Annotated in this window: 15 protein-coding genes and 1 tRNA gene; 4 read left to right on the forward strand and 12 right to left on the reverse strand. The window is 67.7% G+C overall.

The features are described from left to right. Positions 1–38: 38 nt before the first annotated feature. Positions 39–1,238: an FAD-dependent monooxygenase gene (locus tag GQE99_RS17170; protein WP_161352858.1), complete on the reverse strand. Its 1,200-nt coding sequence runs from the start codon at positions 1,236–1,238 to the stop codon at positions 39–41. Between the two features lie 2 nt (positions 1,239–1,240). Further along, on the reverse strand, positions 1,241–1,918 hold the full coding sequence (locus GQE99_RS17175) for a pyrimidine 5'-nucleotidase (protein WP_161352859.1): 678 nt from the start codon (positions 1,916–1,918) through the stop codon (positions 1,241–1,243). A gap of 110 nt (positions 1,919–2,028) precedes the next feature. Between GQE99_RS17175 and GQE99_RS17180 the strand changes: the two genes are divergently transcribed. Beyond that, positions 2,029–2,670 carry a GntR family transcriptional regulator gene (locus GQE99_RS17180; RefSeq protein ID WP_161352860.1) on the forward strand — a complete coding sequence of 214 codons (642 nt, stop codon included), beginning with the start codon at positions 2,029–2,031 and terminating at the stop codon, positions 2,668–2,670. Here GQE99_RS17180 and GQE99_RS17185 read toward each other — a convergent pair. After that, positions 2,645–4,645, reverse strand: coding sequence for a glycosyltransferase family 2 protein (locus tag GQE99_RS17185; protein ID WP_235917267.1), 2,001 nt, complete (start codon positions 4,643–4,645; stop codon positions 2,645–2,647). The two genes, GQE99_RS17180 and GQE99_RS17185, sit on opposite strands and share 26 nt — an antisense overlap. Before the next feature lie 77 nt (positions 4,646–4,722). Beyond that, entirely contained in the window at positions 4,723–5,880 is a 1,158-nt protein-coding gene (gene carA, locus GQE99_RS17190; RefSeq protein WP_161352862.1) for a glutamine-hydrolyzing carbamoyl-phosphate synthase small subunit, read from the reverse strand. Positions 5,881–6,017: 137 nt separating this feature from the next. On the opposite strand from carA, the gene GQE99_RS17195 reads away from it, so the two are divergent. After that, positions 6,018–6,473 carry a GatB/YqeY domain-containing protein gene (locus GQE99_RS17195; RefSeq protein WP_161352863.1) on the forward strand — a complete coding sequence of 152 codons (456 nt, stop codon included), beginning with the start codon at positions 6,018–6,020 and terminating at the stop codon, positions 6,471–6,473. Positions 6,474–6,623: 150 nt separating this feature from the next. Here GQE99_RS17195 and GQE99_RS17200 read toward each other — a convergent pair whose 3' ends face one another. The 6 genes from GQE99_RS17200 to GQE99_RS21890 form a co-directional block, all read right to left on the reverse strand. Further along, complete coding sequence (locus tag GQE99_RS17200; protein WP_161352864.1) at positions 6,624–7,169, reverse strand: DUF2244 domain-containing protein; 546 nt, start codon at positions 7,167–7,169, stop codon at positions 6,624–6,626. Next, positions 7,169–7,666: a hypothetical protein gene (locus tag GQE99_RS17205; RefSeq protein WP_161352865.1), complete on the reverse strand. Its 498-nt coding sequence runs from the start codon at positions 7,664–7,666 to the stop codon at positions 7,169–7,171. The genes GQE99_RS17200 and GQE99_RS17205 overlap by 1 nt, the downstream gene beginning before the upstream one ends. A gap of 69 nt (positions 7,667–7,735) precedes the next feature. Continuing rightward, the gene (locus GQE99_RS17210) at positions 7,736–9,409 is read right to left on the reverse strand and encodes a cytochrome c oxidase subunit I (protein WP_161352866.1); all 1,674 of its coding nucleotides are present in this window, start codon (positions 9,407–9,409) and stop codon (positions 7,736–7,738) included. A gap of 318 nt (positions 9,410–9,727) precedes the next feature. After that, a complete protein-coding gene (locus GQE99_RS17215) occupies positions 9,728–10,198 on the reverse strand; it encodes a c-type cytochrome (protein WP_161352867.1) in 471 nt (156 codons plus the stop codon). A gap of 286 nt (positions 10,199–10,484) precedes the next feature. Next, entirely contained in the window at positions 10,485–11,135 is a 651-nt protein-coding gene (gene lipB / locus GQE99_RS17220; protein ID WP_161352868.1) for a lipoyl(octanoyl) transferase LipB, read from the reverse strand. A 5-nt stretch (positions 11,136–11,140) separates the two neighbouring features. Beyond that, positions 11,141–11,917 (reverse strand): LytTR family DNA-binding domain-containing protein, encoded by a 777-nt coding sequence (locus GQE99_RS21890; RefSeq protein ID WP_161352869.1) that lies wholly within the window; start codon positions 11,915–11,917, stop codon positions 11,141–11,143. A gap of 98 nt (positions 11,918–12,015) precedes the next feature. On the opposite strand from GQE99_RS21890, the gene GQE99_RS17230 reads away from it, so the two are divergent. Continuing rightward, positions 12,016–12,531 carry a DUF2306 domain-containing protein gene (locus GQE99_RS17230; RefSeq protein ID WP_161352870.1) on the forward strand — a complete coding sequence of 172 codons (516 nt, stop codon included), beginning with the start codon at positions 12,016–12,018 and terminating at the stop codon, positions 12,529–12,531. 88 nt (positions 12,532–12,619) lie between these two features. Further along, a tRNA-Leu gene (locus tag GQE99_RS17235) sits at positions 12,620–12,706 on the forward strand. 72 nt (positions 12,707–12,778) lie between these two features. Here the strand turns inward: GQE99_RS17235 and GQE99_RS17240 are convergent. After that, positions 12,779–13,717: a bifunctional riboflavin kinase/FAD synthetase gene (locus GQE99_RS17240; RefSeq protein WP_161352871.1), complete on the reverse strand. Its 939-nt coding sequence runs from the start codon at positions 13,715–13,717 to the stop codon at positions 12,779–12,781. A 175-nt stretch (positions 13,718–13,892) separates the two neighbouring features. Continuing rightward, complete coding sequence (locus GQE99_RS17245) at positions 13,893–16,985, reverse strand: valine--tRNA ligase (RefSeq protein ID WP_161352872.1); 3,093 nt, start codon at positions 16,983–16,985, stop codon at positions 13,893–13,895. Between the last annotated feature and the right edge of the window lie 261 nt (positions 16,986–17,246).

Below are 17,246 nucleotides of genomic sequence, written 5' to 3' on the forward strand. Positions count from 1 at the left end.
CCGGGGTCAGCGTGGCACACTGACACAGGCCGGCGCCGTCAGGCGGGGCCGAGCCCCGCGCGCATCACGCCGCGGCGCACGGGCGCGATATCATGCACGGCGCGTAGGCCCATCTGCCGCAGCGCCTGCACCTGCGCTTCGCCCGATCCCGCGACGCGGTTGAAAAGGTCGATCACCCGGGCGCGCGCCCGGATGTCGGCCTTGCGGGCGTGTTCGTAGTTGGCAAGCACATGGGGTTCGCCGGGGTCCGCCGGGTGCGCCTCCAGCGCCGCCACGAGGGCCGCGATGTCGTTGAGCGAGGTGTTGAGCCCCTGCGCGCCGATCGGGGGCAGGGCGTGGGCGGCCTCGGCCACCACGGCGACCCGGCCCTCGACGAGCCGGTCGGCGGTCTGGGTGATGATCGGCCAGATCGAGCGGTTTCCTTCGAGCTGCATCCAGCCCAGGAGCCCGGTGGAGCGTTCGAACATCACCTGCTCGAACGCCTCGACCTCCATCTCCATCAGTTCGACCGAGCGCGGCCCCTTGTTCATCCACACGATGGCCGAGGCCGGGCGCCCGTCCAGATCGGCCAGCGGCACGATGGTGAACGGCCCGCCCTCGTTGTAGATCTCGGTCGAGATGTTGTCGTGCGGCAGCTCGTGCGTGACCGTGAAGGCCAACGATTTCTGGCCGTAGCGGGTGGTGGTAACGCCGATGCCCGCCGCTTCGCGCAGGGGCGAGAGCTTCCCGTCCGCGGCGATGGCGAGCTTGGCGCGCACGCTCGAGCCGTCGGTGAGCGTGACGATGGTTTCCGTGGTGCGGTTGACCAGCGACTTGAAGCCCGTGCCGTAGAGCGCGGTGACGCGTGGCGCGGCCTGGAGGTAATCCCACAGCTCGCGGCGCACGACCCAGTTCATCAGGTTCCAGCCGAACGGCTCGTCCGACATGTCGGCGGCTTCGAATACCCGGCGCTCGCCTTCCACGGGCGGCCAGCCGGTCGTGTCGATGACCTGTAGCCGGTCGAGCGGCGTGGCCAGCGGCGCGAGCCGTTCCCACAGGCCGCAGGAGACGAAGAGGTCGCGGGCGGGCTGGAGGAAGGCGGTCGAACGCAGGTCGGCGCCCGCGCGGTCGGCCCCCGTCGCCGGGGGCACCGGGTCGGCCAGGACCACGGAATAGCCGCGCGCGGCCAGAACGGCCGCCGCCACCTGTCCGGCGATCCCGCCACCGGAGATGAAGATATCCGCCTCGTGCCGTGTCATGGTCACGATGTAGGCGCCTTGTCGGCCCGGGCCAAGCCGCCGAGCTGCGACAGAAAGGCGCTGAGATCGTCGGTGTGGTGGTGGATGTGGTCGGCCACGTGCGGCTCGGGCGCCACGTGCACCGTGCGCATCCCCAGCGTGTGGGGAACGGCGAGGTTGCGGGGATCGTCCTCGAACATCGCCGACGTGGTGGGGTCCAGCCCGTCGATGGCAAAGACCGCATCGAAGGCCGCGCGCCGGGGTTTGGGCTGGTAGCCCGCGTGCTCGACCCCGTAGACCGCGTCGAACAGCCCGTCGAGCCCGCGCGCGGTCAGGACCTTGCGGGCGTAGGATTCGGAGCCGTTGGTATAGACGATGCGCCGCCCTGGCAGGGCGCCGATATGCCCGGCCAGCACCGGGTCGGGATCCAGCGGGTCGAACGAGATGTCGTGCACCTCGTGCATGTAGCCGTCCGGGTCGATGCCGTGCACCTCGATCAGCCCCGCCAGCGTCGTGCCGTGGCTTTTCCAGTATTTCGCGCGCAGGCGGTCGGCCTCGGCCCGGTCGACGCCGAGCGTGCGCATCACCCAGTCGGTCATGCGGACCTCGATCTGGTCGAAAAGCCGCGCGGAGGGCGGATAGAGCGTGTTGTCCAGGTCGAAGACCCAGTCGGTCACGTGAGAGAAACGATCAGCTACCATGTCCCCTTGTTACTGCGGCACAAGGTCGCCTTCGACCCCGAAATGACCGGGTTGCTTGATTGTGAGCGCTGCTTGGGCATAGTCACCGGATGGAAACGGGGGAGCGTTGCGTGACCGAGACCAAGACCGGACCCAAGGATGCCTACGAGCTGATCCTCGAGGCGATCGATGCCGGGACCTACAAGCCCGGCGACCGGATGGTCGAAAGCGAGCTGGCCGAGCGTTTCGGCGTGTCGCGCACGCCCATCCGCGAGGCGCTCCAGCGGCTTGAAACGCAGCGGCTTCTCAACCGCGATGGCCGTTCGCTCATCGTGGCATCGCTCGATCACAACCAGCTGGCCGAACTCTACTCGGTGCGCGCCGAGCTCGAGGGGCTGGCCGCGCGGCTGGCCGCCCAGCACGCCGCACCCGAGGAGCAGAAGGTGTTGCGTGCGATGATCGAAGAGGATCGCGGCCTGATCGACGACCCCGCCGCGCTGGCGCGCGCCAACAGGCGCTTCCACCGGCAGATCCACCTGGCGTCGCACAACCGCTACCTGCTGCAGCAGCTCGACCTCGTGCATCGGACGATGGCGCTTCTGGCTACCACGTCGCTGGCGGCCGAGGGGCGCTCGGAAGTGGCGATCGAAGAGCACGACGCGATCGTGCGCGCGATCGAGGCGCGCGATGCGGATGCGGCCGACGACGCGTTGCGCACCCACATCTCCAAGGCGTTCGAGACGCGGCTCACGCTGGATTCGAAGGCGCCGTGACCCCCGGGTCGGGCCGTGGCCCGGCCTCCGCGTGGTCGTCATGGCCGTGCTGCGTCTTGTCCCAGAAATACGGATTGCGAAGGATCTCGGCCAACCCCTTGAGCGCGGCGAGCGAGGCGAGGGGCGTGTAGAGGTGCAGCGTGGGCACCCAGATGCGCAGGAACCTGTGCTCCTTGCCCGACACCGCGATCAGCCCGCAGGCAAGATTGATCGCCTCGGCCCCGAGAAAGGCGACGAGCATCGTCCAGGCGGCCCAGCCGGGGATCACCGGGGCCAGCGGGTGGGGCAGGCCGAAGGCGACACCCCAGTAGCTCCAGAGCACCGGGGCGAGCAGCAGATGCGACAGCGTGCCCAGGAACACGAGCTGGAAGCCAAGGAACTTCCGCGCCCCCAGTTCGCGCCACAGCCGCACGGGGTCGCGCATGTGGACGCCGTAGGTCATCGCGTAGCCCTTGATCCAGCGTGAGCGCTGCTTGATCCAAGGCCACGCCCGGCAATTGGCCTCTTCCCCGGTGACCGTGTCGATCAACTCGGTGCTAAACCCCTCCCGTGCAAGCCGGATGCCCAGGTCGGCGTCCTCGGTCACGTTGTGTGCGTCCCAGCCCCCCATCGCCTCGAGCGCGGCGCGGCGCAGGAACAGCGTGGTGCCACCCAGGGGCACGGCAAAGCCCATGCGGGCAAGCCCGGGCAGCACGATGCGAAACCACGTCGCGTATTCGATCGTGAAGCAGCGGCTGAGCCAGTTGGTGCGCGCGTTGTAGTAGTCGAGCGTGCCCTGCAGGCAGGCGACATTCGGTCCCGCCTCTGCGAAACGGGCCGCGATTCGGTCGATCTGGTCGGGGTCCGGCGCATCCTCGGCGTCGTAGATGCCGATGATCGTGCCGCGCGCGAAATCCAGCGCGTAGTTCAGGGCGCGCGGCTTGGTGCGCACGCTCCCGCGCGGGACGGTGACCTGGCGCATCCACGGGGGCAGCCGGGCGCCGGCCAGCGTGCCCTGCGTCAGGGTGTCGTCCTCTTCGACGACGAGGCAGATATCGAGCCGTTCGCGCGGGTAGGTCAGCCGCTCCAGCCGCTTGACGAGTCGTCCGGCGATCTCGCGTTCCCGGAAGAGGGGGACGAGGATCGTTACCACGGGGCTTCGGCGCGGATCGTGCGGCGCGGCGCGTGGGAGGGCCGCGCGCGGGCCGTGGCGGGCGCGGGGGCGCGTCAGGACGGCGGCGAGCTTCACCCCGCTGGTGGCGAGCAGCGTCAGGACCGCCCAGCCGGTGAGGAGCGCCCAGGCCGTGACCGGCGACAGGGCAAGGAGGGCGGCAATGAGCGCGGCCAGCAGGGCCCAGACGCGCCATGCGGCGCCCGTGCGCCAGGTGCGGCACGCCAGGTCGCCCGGCACGCGGGTTTCGGCGCGTTCGACCATCGCCTCGTTTCGTTGGGACGAGAGGATCGTGCGGATCTGGTCGTCGCGCGCGACCACCATGCGCACCTCGGCGCCGTGTTCGTCGAACGCGTGACGCAGGCGGGGGAACCGGTCGGGAAAGGCGCAGGCCAGGATCAGCGTGTCGCCCACGCGCTTCCACGGCACGCACATGGCCTCGAGGCAGGGGGGCAGACCGATTTCGTCGATCAGGCGGACGTCCGGGGGCGCCTTGACCAGGTCGACAAGCTCCGTGCGATGGGCGCGGGCCAGCGCGCGGAAGAAGGCGCCGCGCCCGACCAGCCCGCGTGACAGGAGCACGTCGCCCAGCCGCAGCACGCTGCCGCGGCAGCTGCGCCGCGCATCGTCGAGTTCGTCCTGCCGCAGCAGGCCCCCGGCGACGAGGATGTCGCCGAGGTCGCGGGAGGCGGGGACAGGCGGCGGGGGATTGTCGATCGCGAGGCGCGGGCGCGGCCGGGGGACAAGGTGCCACGGCGGCGGCTCCCGCGCGGGGGCCTCCGCGAGCGCCTGCCTTTCAACCTGTCTGTAAGGCCCATGTGCCATCCGGCTCCCCTGTCCGTCGGGACAGGGTGCGCGCATTTCGTTAACGGACCGTTAAACCCGCCCGTCCACGGAAAGGATCAGGCCGGCTTGCGCGCCGCCATCGCGTCGGCGAAGCGCTCGAACAGGTAGTAGCTGTCCATCGGGCCCGGCGAGGCCTCGGGGTGGTACTGCACCGAGAAGACCGGCCGGTCGTCCATCGCGATGCCGCAGTTCGATCCGTCGAAGAGCGACACGTGGGTTTCCTTGACGCCTGCCGGCAGGGTCTGGCTGTCCACCGTGAAGCCGTGGTTCATCGAGGTGATCTCGACCTTGCCGGTGGTCTTGTCCTTGACCGGGTGGTTCGCGCCGTGGTGGCCGTGGTTCATCTTCACGGTCTGTGCCCCGAGCGCGCGGGCCAGCATCTGGTGACCAAGGCAGATTCCGAAGACCGGGATATCGGTGTCCTTCAGGATCGACTGGATCATCGGCACCGCGTATTCGCCGGTGGCCGCCGGGTCGCCCGGACCGTTCGACAGGAAGAGCCCGTCTGGCGAATGGGCCATGACTTCGTCCACCGTGGCCGTGGCGGGCAGAACTGTCACGTCGCAGCCGGCCGAAGCCAGGCAGCGCAGGATATTGCGCTTCGCGCCGTAATCGATCGCCACGACCTTGTGGACCGGCTTCTCGAGCCGGGGGTAGCCGTCGGGCCAGGCCCACCGCATTTCGTCCCAGCGGTAGCTCTGGGCGCAGGTGACCTTCTTGGCGAGGTCGAGCCCCACGAGGCCGGGGAATTCGCGTGCCTTGGCGACCAAGGCCTCCAGGTCGAAGTTGCCCTCGGGGTCATGGGCCAGCGCCACGTGCGGCGCGCCCTGCTGTCGGATCGCGCGGGTCAGGCGCCGGGTGTCCACGCCGCCGATCCCGATCCGCCCGCGCTTCTCGAGCCAGGTCCAGAGCGGTTCGGCCGCGCGCCAGTTCGAGGGCTCCGTCGGGTCCCATTTCACGACCATGCCGTCGGCGACCGGGTCCTGCGTTTCGTCGTCTTCCGGGTTCACGCCCACGTTGCCGATATGCGGGAAGGTGAAGGTCACCACCTGGCCCGCGTAGGACGGGTCGGTCATGATTTCCTGGTAGCCCGTCATGGCGGTGTTGAAGCACAGTTCGGCCGTGGTGATGCCACTCGCCCCGAACCCTGTGCCGTAGAAAACGGTGCCGTCTGCCAGGGCAAGGCAGGCGGTCGGTTTGGTCTTGGTCGGCATGGTCGGCTCCCGCGTCGGATCGGGTGGTCATTACGGGCGCGCCCGCGAAGCGTCAAGGGGTCGCCAACGCTTGTTTCCGGCTTTGGACGGGTGTATTTTCCGGGTTTCGTGACGGGGCTTGGGAAGGATTCCACCAGATGCGAAAGCGGCTGAGCGAGGCGCTGAAGACCGCCATGCGGGAAAAGGACACGGAGCGTCTGTCGACGCTTCGACTGATCAATGCGGCCATCAAGGACCGTGAGATCGCGCTGCGCGGTGAAAGCGACGAGGCGGGGGAGCTCACCTCCGACGATATCCTGGCCATTCTGGGCAAGATGGTGAAGCAGCGACAGGAATCGGCGCGCGCCTACGAAGAGGGCGGGCGGCTGGAACTGGCCGAGCGCGAGCGCGGCGAGATCAAGGTGATCGAGGAGTTCCTGCCCCGCCAGATGTCCGAAGCCGAGGTCGACAAGGCGATCGACGACGCCGTCTCCGACGTGGGGGCGAACTCGATCCGGGACATGGGCAAGGTCATGGGCGCGCTGAAGACCAAATACACCGGCCGGATGGATTTCGGCACGGTGGGCCCGAAGGTGAAAGCACGGCTGGGCTGAGGCCCGGCGTTTTTCCGCTGTCTTTTCGAACGGTGCGCGCTGACGCGCGCGCGGGATGTGGCGCGGTCCTGCCTTCGGCAGGTCCACGCCCGGACGAGGGGGCGCTGCCCCCTCGCGCTCCCCCGGGATATTTCCGGACCGGAGAAGGGGTCAGGGCATCCGGCGTGATTTCGCCAGCGTGAAGGCGCGGGTGAGCTCGTCGAAGAGGGCGGGGCGCTCGTCCTCGTGCAGGAAGGCGCCGATTTCGACCTCCCGGGCGCCACCCTTCAGCGTGATGTAGTCCTTCACCGGGCCGCCCGTGGGGTGGCGCTGGACGGTGACCCAGTGCGGGTTCGCCTCCCATTCGGCGTGGCTGCGCTTCGGGCCTGTCCGGGTCAGGCGGACGTGGTCGGGCCAGATCGTGAGTTCTTCGAGGATCTCGCCGTCGCGGTAGCTTTTGCCGAGGAACCACCACAGGCCGACGATGGCGATCAGGCCGGGGAAGAACAGCCACCACATCGCGGCGGTGCCCACGAAGCCCGCCACCGGGATCATCAGCATCAGGTAGGCGAACCCGATGGCGAAGGCGAAGCCACGCTTGGGCAGGCTCCGGTAGGGCCAGAGGTGAAGCACCGCGATGGGGGCGCCCCCCGCGTCGTGGCCCGGCGCATCCGGCGCAGGGGCCCGGGTGATCGGAGTGTCCCATTCGTAGGGCATCAGCGTCTCCCGAGCAGCCGCCCGGCGGCGCGCAGGGCCGGGCGCAGGGCGATGGCGAAGAGGAGCACCAGCCAGCCCGCGAGGGCGACCGTGTCGCCAAGGGTGGCGAGCGTGTCGCGCGGGGGGCCGGCGGCGAAGGTGGCACCCGTCAGGCTGGCGATGAGGCCGGTATGGGCGAGCCAGAAGCCCGAGAGCGTCAGGGTGCGGGCGGGCGCGCCCCGCCGTTCCTTGATCGCCTGCGCGACGGCCGCCACGGCCAGCGCCACGAAGGTGCCGAGGAGCAGGGCGAACACCGCGAGGGTTTCGTAGGGGACGGACACCGGGGCGCCCTCCGCGCCCCCGGTCACGAGGTCGTCGGCGAGGATCCGGTGTGCCAACGTCAGCGCGCCGATCGACAGCGCGCCGGCCGCGATCACCAGGCTCGCGCGGCGGCCCATGAGGTGAACGGCCAGCGGCGGCAGCAGGGCGGCGAGAAGATAGGGCCAGGTCAGGACCACTGGGGAGCCTCCATTGAAAAGGCCCGGGCGTTTCCACCCGGGCCGTTCGTTTGTCTCAGGTCGCGGGCCTTAGTGGGCGTGCGACTTGTCCCAGTCTTCGCGCTTCGGGAGCTGCTCGAAAGTGTGCTCCGGCGGCGGGGTGGGCAGGGTCCACTCCAGGGTGTCCGCGTATTCGTTCCAGTAGTTCTTCTCGGTGACCCGGCGCCCCGCGAGCAGGGTGTAGATCATGATGCCGAAGAACAGCACGAACGAAGCGAAGGAGATGAACGCGCCCCAGGACGAGATCTTGTTCCAGTAGGCGAAGGCCTCCGGGTAGTCGATGTAGCGGCGCGGCATGCCCTGACGGCCCAGGAAGTGCTGCGGGAAGAACGTCAGGTTCACGCCGATGAAGAAGAGCCAGAAGTGCAGCTTGCCGGCCCATTCCGGGTACTGGCGGCCAGACATCTTGCCGATCCAGTAGTAGATCCCGGCGAAGATGGTGAAGGCTGCGCCCATCGACATGGTGTAGTGGAAGTGCGCCACGACGTAGTAGGTGTCGTGGTAGACGCGGTCGACGCCCGCCTGCGACAGGACCACGCCGGTCACGCCGCCGATGGTGAACAGGATCAGGAAGCCGATGCCGAAGAGCATCGGCGTCTTGAACTCGACCGAGCCGCCCCACATCGTCGCGATCCACGAGAAGATCTTGATGCCGGTGGGCACCGCGATGACCATGGTGGCGAGCATGAAGTAGGACTGCTGCTGCAGGGACATGCCGACCGTGTACATGTGGTGCGCCCAGACGACGAAGCCGATGACGCCGATGGCGATCAGGGCCCAGACCATCGGAAGGTAGCCGAAGATCGGTTTCTTGGCGAAGGTCGCGAAGACGTGGCTGACGAGGCCGAAGCCGGGCAGGATCACGATGTACACTTCCGGGTGGCCGAAGAACCACAGGATGTGCTGGTAGAGGATCGGGTCACCGCCGCCGGCCGGGTCGAAGAAGGTCGTCCCGAAATTGCGGTCCATCAGCAGCATGGTGATCGCGCCGGCGAGCACCGGCAGGGCCAGCAGGATGAGCCACGCGGTCACGAAGATCGACCAGGCGAACAGCGGCACCTTGAAGAGCGTCATGCCCGGGGCACGCATGTTCAGGAAGGTGGTGATCATGTTGATCGCGCCGAGGATCGACGAGGCGCCCGAGACGTGCACCGCGAAGATCGCGAGGTCCATGGAATAGCCACCCTCGGTCGTCGACAACGGCGGGTAGAGAACCCAGCCCACGCCGGAGCCCAGCTGGCCGTTGCCGCCCGGTGAAAGCAGCGAGGCCACGCCCAGCGCGGTGCCGGTGACGTAGAGCCAGAACGACAGGTTGTTCATGCGCGGGAACGCCATGTCCGGCGCGCCGATCTGCAGCGGCATGAAGTAGTTGCCGAAACCGCCGAACAGGGCCGGGATCACGACGAAGAACATCATCAGCACACCGTGATAGGTGATCATGACGTTCCAGAAATGGCCGTTGGGCGTACATTCCGCATTTGCGTCGGCGAACAGGCGGAAGCCCTCGAGACACATGTGCTGGACGCCCGGGTCCATGAGTTCAAGGCGCATCAGCACCGTGAAGCTGACCGAGATCAGGCCGACGATGGCCGACGTGATCAGGTAGAGGATGCCGATATCCTTGTGGTTCGTCGACATGAACCACCGCGTGAAGAACCCGCGGGTATCTTCGTGGTCATGGCCCTGGATGGCTGCGTCCGCCATTGAGGTCTCCCTTAGCTGTCCATAGCCGCGGGGGAGTCGTCCCCGCGAAATTGCGATGTGTTTACTGCGACAAGTTGCACAGGGCAACGCTCAGCGCGATCAAATCTTCGCCTTCGTGCATGTAAACCAACGGGAAAACGGCGCCGGATCAATGCCGCCGGACCGATTCCGGGCAAAATGTCGCACGAGGGGCCGGTTTGATCCGGCTCAAGGACAGCCGCCCGGCTCCGAGTCGCGGCCGGGCCTCTGCGAACGAAAAACGCCGCCCCGTGAAGGGCGGCGTCCGTTTTCTTCCGCGCGGCCCGGGCCGCTGCGCGATCAGCTGTCGCTGTCTTCCATCTCTTCTTCCGGGTCGTAGTCGGGCGAAACCGAGACGAGGTAGGCGACCATGTCATCCACGTTGTCGAGGCGCTGGGGCGTCATCGCCGAGCGCACGGAGGAGTCGCCGCTCTTTTCCTGCAGGTACTCGCGCGCGTTCGGGATGTAGGCGGCCAGCTCTTCCGGGGTCCAGACCAGGCCTTCTTCGCCGAGCTCGACGATCGTGTCGGAATAGCGGTTGAACTCCGGGTCGGAGCCCGCCTGGCTGCCCACGATGTTGTAGAGGTTCGGGCCGGTCTTGCCGCCGCGCACGATGGCTTCGCCTTCGTCGTCGACGATGGCGTGGCAGGCTTTGCACTTGCGGAATTCCTTCTCGCCGGCCTCGGCATCGCCCATCGCGGCGTGGCTTTCGGCGAAGGCGGCGCCCGACAGGACGACCAGGGTTGCTGCAGTTGTCAAGATGGCTTTCATGGCGTTCCTCGCTTTTTGCAATTCTTCACCGCCGCGGGAATCGGACGGTATCCTTCCCGCGCAGCTTGGCGGCAAGTTGCAGGCGATGCAAATCCGGGACAACCGCGCGGTTGGTCGCAGGCCGATGGCGGCGGGACCGCGCCGGAACCGCGCCGGGACGCGCTGGGGCCATGTTTTCATGCAAATTTCCCGCAGGACTTGCGCGTGTCGCAGGTCCGGCGCTCACATATCGCGCCAATCAATGTGAGATATTGCTTTCTTGTGGGCAGGGCGCCGCTCGAGGCGCTCAGTCGCCGAAAACCTCGTCGAAGGTGCGCCGCAGCGCCACGTCCAGATCCTCCATCGTCACCGGCAGGCCCAGGTCGACGAGCGAGGTCACCCCGTGTTCCGTGATCCCGCACGGCACGATTCCCGTGAAATGGTCGAGATCCGGATCGACGTTGATCGAGATGCCATGAAAGCTCACCCATTTGCGCAGGCGCACGCCGATCGCGGCGATCTTGTCCTCGGCCGCGGCGCCCGTCACGGTGCGCGGCTTGTCGGTGCGTGCGACCCAGACGCCCACGCGCCCTTCCCGGATCTCGCCCTTGACGTTGAAGGCGTCCAGCGTCGCGATCACCCAGCCCTCGAGCTGCTTGACGAAGGCGCGCACGTCGCGTCCGCGCCGGCCCACGTCCAGCATCACGTAGACGACGCGCTGCCCCGGCCCGTGATAGGTGTACTGGCCGCCGCGCTTGGTCTCGTGGACCGGGAAGCGGTCGGGATCGACCAGGTCGGCGGGGTTCGAGGACGTGCCGGCCGTGTAGAGCGGCGGGTGCTCGACCAGCCAGATCAACTCGTCGGCTTCGCCTGCGGCGATGGCGGCCGCGCGCGCTTCCATGAATGCGACGGCCGTATCGTATTCCGTCAGCCCCTCGGTGATCTGCCATTCGACCATGCGCACTACGGGAGAAGCCCCGCCTCCTTCACCGCAGGCACATAGGTCCGGCTGACGGGAATGTCACGCCCGTCCGACAGCGTCAGGATCGCGCGCGCCCCGTCGCGCCGGGCCGCCGTCACCTCGCCGGTGGCCACCCAGTGGGAGCGGTGCACCTGAAGCCCCGGCGTGTCCCCGGTCTCGGCCATCGCGTCCGTCAGGCGCATGAGGATGAGCGCGCTGCCGGCCGACGTGGCGACCTCGACGTAATGATCGGCCACCGAGATCGAGATCAGCCGCCCTCGCTTCCCCACCGGCAGGCGGGCGAGAAGCCGCGGCGGTTCGGCCACCCGCGGGGTGTCGCGCCCGAGTTGGTTTTCGATCATCACGTAGGCGCCGGCGATGATCACCGAGATCACCGCGATGTTCACCGCGAAGCCGGTGAGCGCGTCGGGGCTCAGGAAGGCGGGGCCGAAGACCTGGACGTTCACCACCAGCAGCAGGACGAAGTTGACGACGCCCGCGGCAATCCCGGCCAGGCTCACGGCGATCCAGCGGTTCACGGACAGGCTGCGCAGCCCCTCGGCGATGAGCGTGGCGACCGCGCTGCCCACGAAGAAGCTCGAGACAGCGACCAGAAGCCAGTAGACGAGCCGGGGCAGGGTGCGCATCACGTCGCCCGTGCCGAAGGGGCCTGCGAGCCCCAGAATCACGCCGGTGGCACCAAGCGCGACCCAGACCACGCGGTTCGTCGCGAGCGATTGCATTTCACGCTTCGCGATCTGCAAGGCGCTGTCACTCACGCAGCCCACTCCCCGTTTCACGTATCCGCGCTCGCCCCGGCCGGCGTGCGGGTCCATCCAGGATCCAGTTTCACCGTTGCAGTCCAGGGAGACAAGCCATGCTCGACCCAGCCCCTCTTTTCCAGGCCGACCTCGCCGTGCAGATCCATGCCCTCTCCGCGATCGAGGCCATCGTGTTGACGCCCTTCGCGCTCTTTCGCAGGCGACGCGACCGGATACACAAGATCGCCGGGTACGCCTGGTCGACCAACATGCTGATCGCGGCGTTCTCGTCCTTCTTCATTTCCGGCTTCGGGCTGATCGGTCCCTTCGGCCCGATCCATGCGCTGTCGCTGCTGGTTCTGTTCAACGTGGTCTGGGCGATCCGCGCGATCCGCAGGCGCGACATCCGGGCCCACGAAGGGATCATGAAACAGACCGCCTTCTGGGGGCTCGGCGTGGCCGGCGGTCTCACCTTCGTGCCGGGCCGGTTGATGCACGACGTGGTCTTCGGCCCGGCCCCGAACGATGGGACGAACCCCGGCCTGTGGCTGTCGTTCTCGGTCGTGGGGATCGCCGCCGCGTATACCCTGCTCAAGGCCGCGCGCGACCGGCGGGCCGCCCCTGCGCGCTGAGGGACCGAGTTTTTTGCAAATGGCGCAGATACCCCCTTCACATCCCCCGAATCCCACGCTATTCAGCGCGCCACCAAGCCAAGACAGTGCGGTCGTGGCGGAATTGGTAGACGCGCAGCGTTGAGGTCGCTGTGGGGTAACACCCGTGGAAGTTCGAGTCTTCTCGACCGCACCAATCACCCGCCCTCGTGGCGGGTTTTTTTGTTGGCAATGTCCGGAGTTCCGGCGGCCTTTGGCGCGGTGATGCTCAGAGCGCCGCCAGCACCGCGCGCGCCTTCGCGCAATCGTCGTCCATCTGCGCGATCAGGGCATCGAGCCCGTCGAACTTTTCCTCGGGGCGCAGGTAATCGACCAGCGCCACGGAGATGTGCTCGCCGTAGAGGTCGCCCTGGAAGTCGAACAGGAAGGTCTCGATGTTGGGAAGATTCTCCCCGAATGTCGGACGCACCCCGATCGAAGCGGCCCCCCCGTAGGCCCCGGCATGGGGGCCGGTCAGCACGTCGGCCTTCACGGCATAGACCCCGTAGCGCGGCGGGTGCAGGCCTGCGATCGACATGTTGATCGTGGGATAGCCCAGGTCGCGGCCGCGCTGATCGCCCCGGATCACAACCCCGTCGACCCTGTGCCAGTGCCCCAGCATGCGCGCCGCGTCGCGCGGGCGGCCCTCGCTCAGCGCGGTGCGGATCGCGGTGGAGCTGATCTCGACCGAGTCGTCATGCATGAGCGGCGCGATGGTCACGCCGAAGCCCATCTCTTCCCCGAGCGCGGTGAGCGTGTCGGGGGTGCCGGCCCGCTTGGCGCCGAAGTGGAAATCCGCCCCCACCACCACGTGGCGCAGGCCCAGCCCCTCGACGATCACGCGCCGGGCGAAGGCCTCGGGCGTGAGGGCCGAGAGCGTGTCGTTGAACGTCAGCTCGTAGAGCCGGTCGACCCCGAGCCATTCAAGCCGGTTGGCACGCGCCTCGGCGTTCATCAGCCGGAAGGGCGGGCCGCCGGGGGCGAAATATTCGCGCGGATGCGGCTCGAAGGTCATCACGCCCAGGGGCGCGCCCAGGGCCTTCGCTTCGCGCCGCGCAATGTCGATGACGAACTGGTGGCCACGGTGGACGCCGTCGAAATTTCCGATGGCGGCCGAAGCGCCCCGGTCCTGCTCGTCGACGAATTGGAAATCCCGGATGATCCGCATGGTTCGGAAGTAGCCTCGCCGCAGGGCCCGTGCAAGCGCGAAGGCGTCGCGCGCCGGCGTCCCCTTCTTCGTTTCGAAAATACCTTCGGGGGTGAGCGGCGCAGCCGCGAGGGGGCGGACAGCCCCCTTGCAGCCCCTTGCCGCGTGCGCCGGGCCCGGGACCCGGCGCGCCCCGTCAGCCCAGTTCGGCCAGCCGCGCCTGCGCCTCGCGCAGCTTGGCGGCTTCCGCCTCGCGCGCCTCGAGGTTGGCGCGCGCCTCGGCGACCACCTCGTCGGGGGCGTTCTCGGCGAACTTCGGGTTGTTCAGCCGGCCCTTGAGCCCCCCGATCTCCTTCTCGAGCTTGCCCAGCGCCTTCTCGAGCCGCGCCTTCTCCTCGTCCACGTCGATGATGTCGGCCAGCGGGAGGGCGAAGGTGCCGCCTTCGACCGGGATCGTGACGCTGCCCTTGGGCAGGTCGGCCATCTCGGTCACGCTGTCGAGGCGGGCGAGCTTCAGGATCAGCGCCTCGTTGGTGGCGAAGGCCGCGCGGCCCGCCTCGTCGAGGTCGCGCAGGATCATCGGGATCTTGAGCCCGGCCGGCACGTGCATCTGGGCGCGCGCCGAGCGCACCTCCTCGATCAGGCGCACCACCCAGTTGAGCTCGCGGTCCGCCGCCGGGTCGATCAGCTCGGAGCCGTAGGTCGGCCAATCCTTGTGCACGAGCAGCGTGTCGCGCTCGGCGATCTGGCCCCAGAGCTCTTCGGTGATGAAGGGCATGATCGGGTGCAGGAGGATCAGGCACTGGTCGATGACCCAGGCCATCGTCGCGCGCGTCTCGGCCACGACCCCGGCATCGTCGGAGGCCAGGAGCGGCTTGGCGAATTCCAGGTACCAGTCGCAGACCTTGCCCCAGACATAGGCATAAAGCCCGTTCGCCGCGTCGTTGAAGCGGTAGGCGGTGATCGCCTCGTCCACGGTCTCGCGGATGCGCGCCGTCTCGCCCACGATCCACTTGTTCACCGTGGCCGTGACGCCGGCCGGGTCGAACGCCGGGTCCGGGCGACATTCGTTCATCTCGGCGAAGCGCGCGGCGTTCCACAGCTTCGTGCCGAAGTTGCGGTAGCCCTTGATGCGCTCTTCGGACAGCTTCAGAACGCCGCCGATGGCCGCCATCGAGGCATTGGTGAAGCGCAGCGCGTCGGCGCCGTATTCGTCGATGATTTCCAGCGGGTCGATGACGTTGCCGGTCGTCTTCGACATCTTCTTGCCCTTCTCGTCGCGCACGAGCTGGTGAAGATAGACGGTGTGGAAGGGCTCCTTCTCGACGACCGCGAGTTGCATCATCATCATGCGCGCGACCCAGAAGAACAGGATGTCGAACCCGGTGACGAGCACGTCGGTCGGAAAGTACTTCTTCAGCTCCTCCGTCTCTTCCGGCCAGCCCAGCGTGCCGATGGGCCAAAGGCCCGACGAGAACCAGGTGTCGAGCACGTCCGGGTCGCGCCAGACCGGGTAGACGAGCTTCGAGGGATCCTGGTCGACAGTGTACTGCGCCAGGCTTTCAGCGAGCCGATCGATGGCTTCCTTCTTGTCGGCCACCTCGATCACGCGGGCATGCATGATCGGGACCGGCGTGTCGGCCAGTTCGTCCATGAAGGCGTCCGTCACGCCCTCGAAGGTCTCGGCGGCATGGTGGACCTCGCCGCGGTGGACGAGCCCGCCGATCAGCACCTTGAGCATCTCGACCTCGTCGAGGTCGCCATCGGCGCTCACGTAATCGGTGTAGGACAGGTCGAGCCCGTACCACACCGGGATCTGGTGGCCCCACCACAGCTGGCGGCTGATGCACCACGGCTCGATGTTCTCGAGCCAGTGGTAATAGGTCTTCTCGCCGCTCTCGGGGATGATCTTGGTGCGCCCCTCGCGGACGGCGTCGAGCGCGGGGCCCACGACTTTTTCCGCGTCCACGAACCACTGGTCGGTCAGCATCGGCTCGATCACGACCTTCGAGCGGTCGCCGAAGGGCTGCATGATCGGCTTGTTCTCGACGTAAGGCTCGGGATCGCCGTCCTCGTCGGTCGTCATGACTGCGAGGCCCTCGGTGTTGATCTGGTCGACCACGCGCTCGCGCGCCTCGAACCGGTCGAGGCCGCGCAGGTCGTCGGGGACGAGGTTCAGGGTGTCGACCTCGGCGCCGGTGAAGTCGCCGCCCTCGGCGATCTCCTGGGCGCGGCGCGCGCAGGTCGCGTAGTCTTCGCCGTCCGCGCGCATCTGCCCGGCCATGTCCATCAGCCGGTACATCGGGATGCGGTTCCGCGAGGCGACGCCGTAGTCGTTGAAGTCATGCGCGCCGGTGATCTTCACGGCACCCGAACCGAAGTCGGGATCCGGATACTCGTCTGTGATGATCGGGATCAGGCGGCGGTGCTCCTTCGGGCCCACCGGGATCTCGCAGAGCTTGCCGACGATGGGGGCGTAGCGCTCGTCCTTCGGATGCACCGCGACCGCACCGTCGCCCAGCATGGTCTCGGGCCGCGTTGTGGCGATCGAGATGTAGTCGCGCTCTTCCTCGAGCACGACGTTCCCGTCCTCGTCCTTTTCGACATAGGTGTATGTCTCGCCACCCGCGAGCGGGTACTTGAAGTGCCACATGTGGCCCTGCACTTCGATGTTCTCGACCTCGAGGTCGGAAATCGCCGTCTCGAAATGCGGGTCCCAGTTCACCAGCCGCTTGCCGCGGTAGATGTAGCCCTTCCCGTACATGTCGAGGAAGACCTTGATGACCGCGTCGTGGAAGTTGGGCGAATTCTCGTGGCCCGTGCGCGGATCGCCGTCGGCGCCTGCCATCGTGAAGGCGTTGCGGTCCCAGTCGCAGGAGGCACCGAGGCGTTTGAGCTGCTCGACGATGGTGCCGCCGTACTGGCCCTTCCATTCCCAGACCTTGTTCAGGAATTCCTCGCGCCCGAGTTCGCGGCGCGACGGCTGCTGGGTGGCGGCCAGCATCTTCTCGACCTGGAGCTGGGTGGCGATGCCGGCGTGGTCCTGGCCGGGCTGCCAGAGCGTGTCGAACCCGCGCATCCGGTGCCAGCGCACGAGAATGTCCTGGAGCGTGTTGTTGAACGCATGGCCCACGTGCAGCGCGCCGGTGACGTTGGGCGGCGGGATCATCACCGTGAAGGTTTCCTTGCGCGAGGCATTGGCCCCCGCGGCGAAGGCTTTCGCCTCGTCCCATTTCGCCGAAATCCGCGGCTCGGCGGTCTTGGCGTCGAAGGTCTTGTCCATGGCCATGGGTTCTTCCCCGTCTTCTGGGCGTCTGTGGTCGTGTGGCGTGATAACGGCTGGCGCGGGGGAGGGGAAGTGGGCGTGCCAAAATGTGCCGCTTCGCCGCGCCCGTCCCGGTCCCCGCGACCAATGGGCTGAGACGGGGCGCGGGCGCGGCGCCGGCCGCCTTAACCGGCGTTCCGCGCCGGAACCGCCGTCAACTCAAGCGCGGTCTTGCCCTGACCGGATCAGCTTCGCACCCACTAAGGCATTGAAACTCAACCGAAG

Origin of the sequence: Maritimibacter harenae (assembly GCF_009882975.1) — a bacterium.
GTDB classification, from domain to species: domain Bacteria; phylum Pseudomonadota; class Alphaproteobacteria; order Rhodobacterales; family Rhodobacteraceae; genus Maritimibacter; species Maritimibacter harenae.

What these genes read in the sequence shown, in the direction of transcription:
- GQE99_RS17170 (WP_161352858.1), bottom strand. Translation starts at nt 1,238, where the DNA reads ATGACACGGCACGAGGCGGATATCTTCATCTCCGGTGGCGGGATCGCC.
- GQE99_RS17175 (WP_161352859.1), bottom strand. Translation starts at nt 1,918, where the DNA reads ATGGTAGCTGATCGTTTCTCTCACGTGACCGACTGGGTCTTCGACCTG.
- GQE99_RS17185 (WP_235917267.1), bottom strand. Translation starts at nt 4,645, where the DNA reads ATGGCACATGGGCCTTACAGACAGGTTGAAAGGCAGGCGCTCGCGGAG.
- carA (WP_161352862.1), bottom strand. Translation starts at nt 5,880, where the DNA reads ATGCCGACCAAGACCAAACCGACCGCCTGCCTTGCCCTGGCAGACGGC.
- GQE99_RS17195 (WP_161352863.1), top strand. Translation starts at nt 6,018, where the DNA reads ATGCGAAAGCGGCTGAGCGAGGCGCTGAAGACCGCCATGCGGGAAAAG.
- GQE99_RS17200 (WP_161352864.1), bottom strand. Translation starts at nt 7,169, where the DNA reads ATGCCCTACGAATGGGACACTCCGATCACCCGGGCCCCTGCGCCGGAT.
- GQE99_RS17210 (WP_161352866.1), bottom strand. Translation starts at nt 9,409, where the DNA reads ATGGCGGACGCAGCCATCCAGGGCCATGACCACGAAGATACCCGCGGG.
- GQE99_RS17215 (WP_161352867.1), bottom strand. Translation starts at nt 10,198, where the DNA reads ATGAAAGCCATCTTGACAACTGCAGCAACCCTGGTCGTCCTGTCGGGC.
- lipB (WP_161352868.1), bottom strand. Translation starts at nt 11,135, where the DNA reads ATGGTCGAATGGCAGATCACCGAGGGGCTGACGGAATACGATACGGCC.
- GQE99_RS17230 (WP_161352870.1), top strand. Translation starts at nt 12,016, where the DNA reads ATGCTCGACCCAGCCCCTCTTTTCCAGGCCGACCTCGCCGTGCAGATC.
- GQE99_RS17240 (WP_161352871.1), bottom strand. Translation starts at nt 13,717, where the DNA reads ATGCGGATCATCCGGGATTTCCAATTCGTCGACGAGCAGGACCGGGGC.
- GQE99_RS17245 (WP_161352872.1), bottom strand. Translation starts at nt 16,985, where the DNA reads ATGGCCATGGACAAGACCTTCGACGCCAAGACCGCCGAGCCGCGGATT.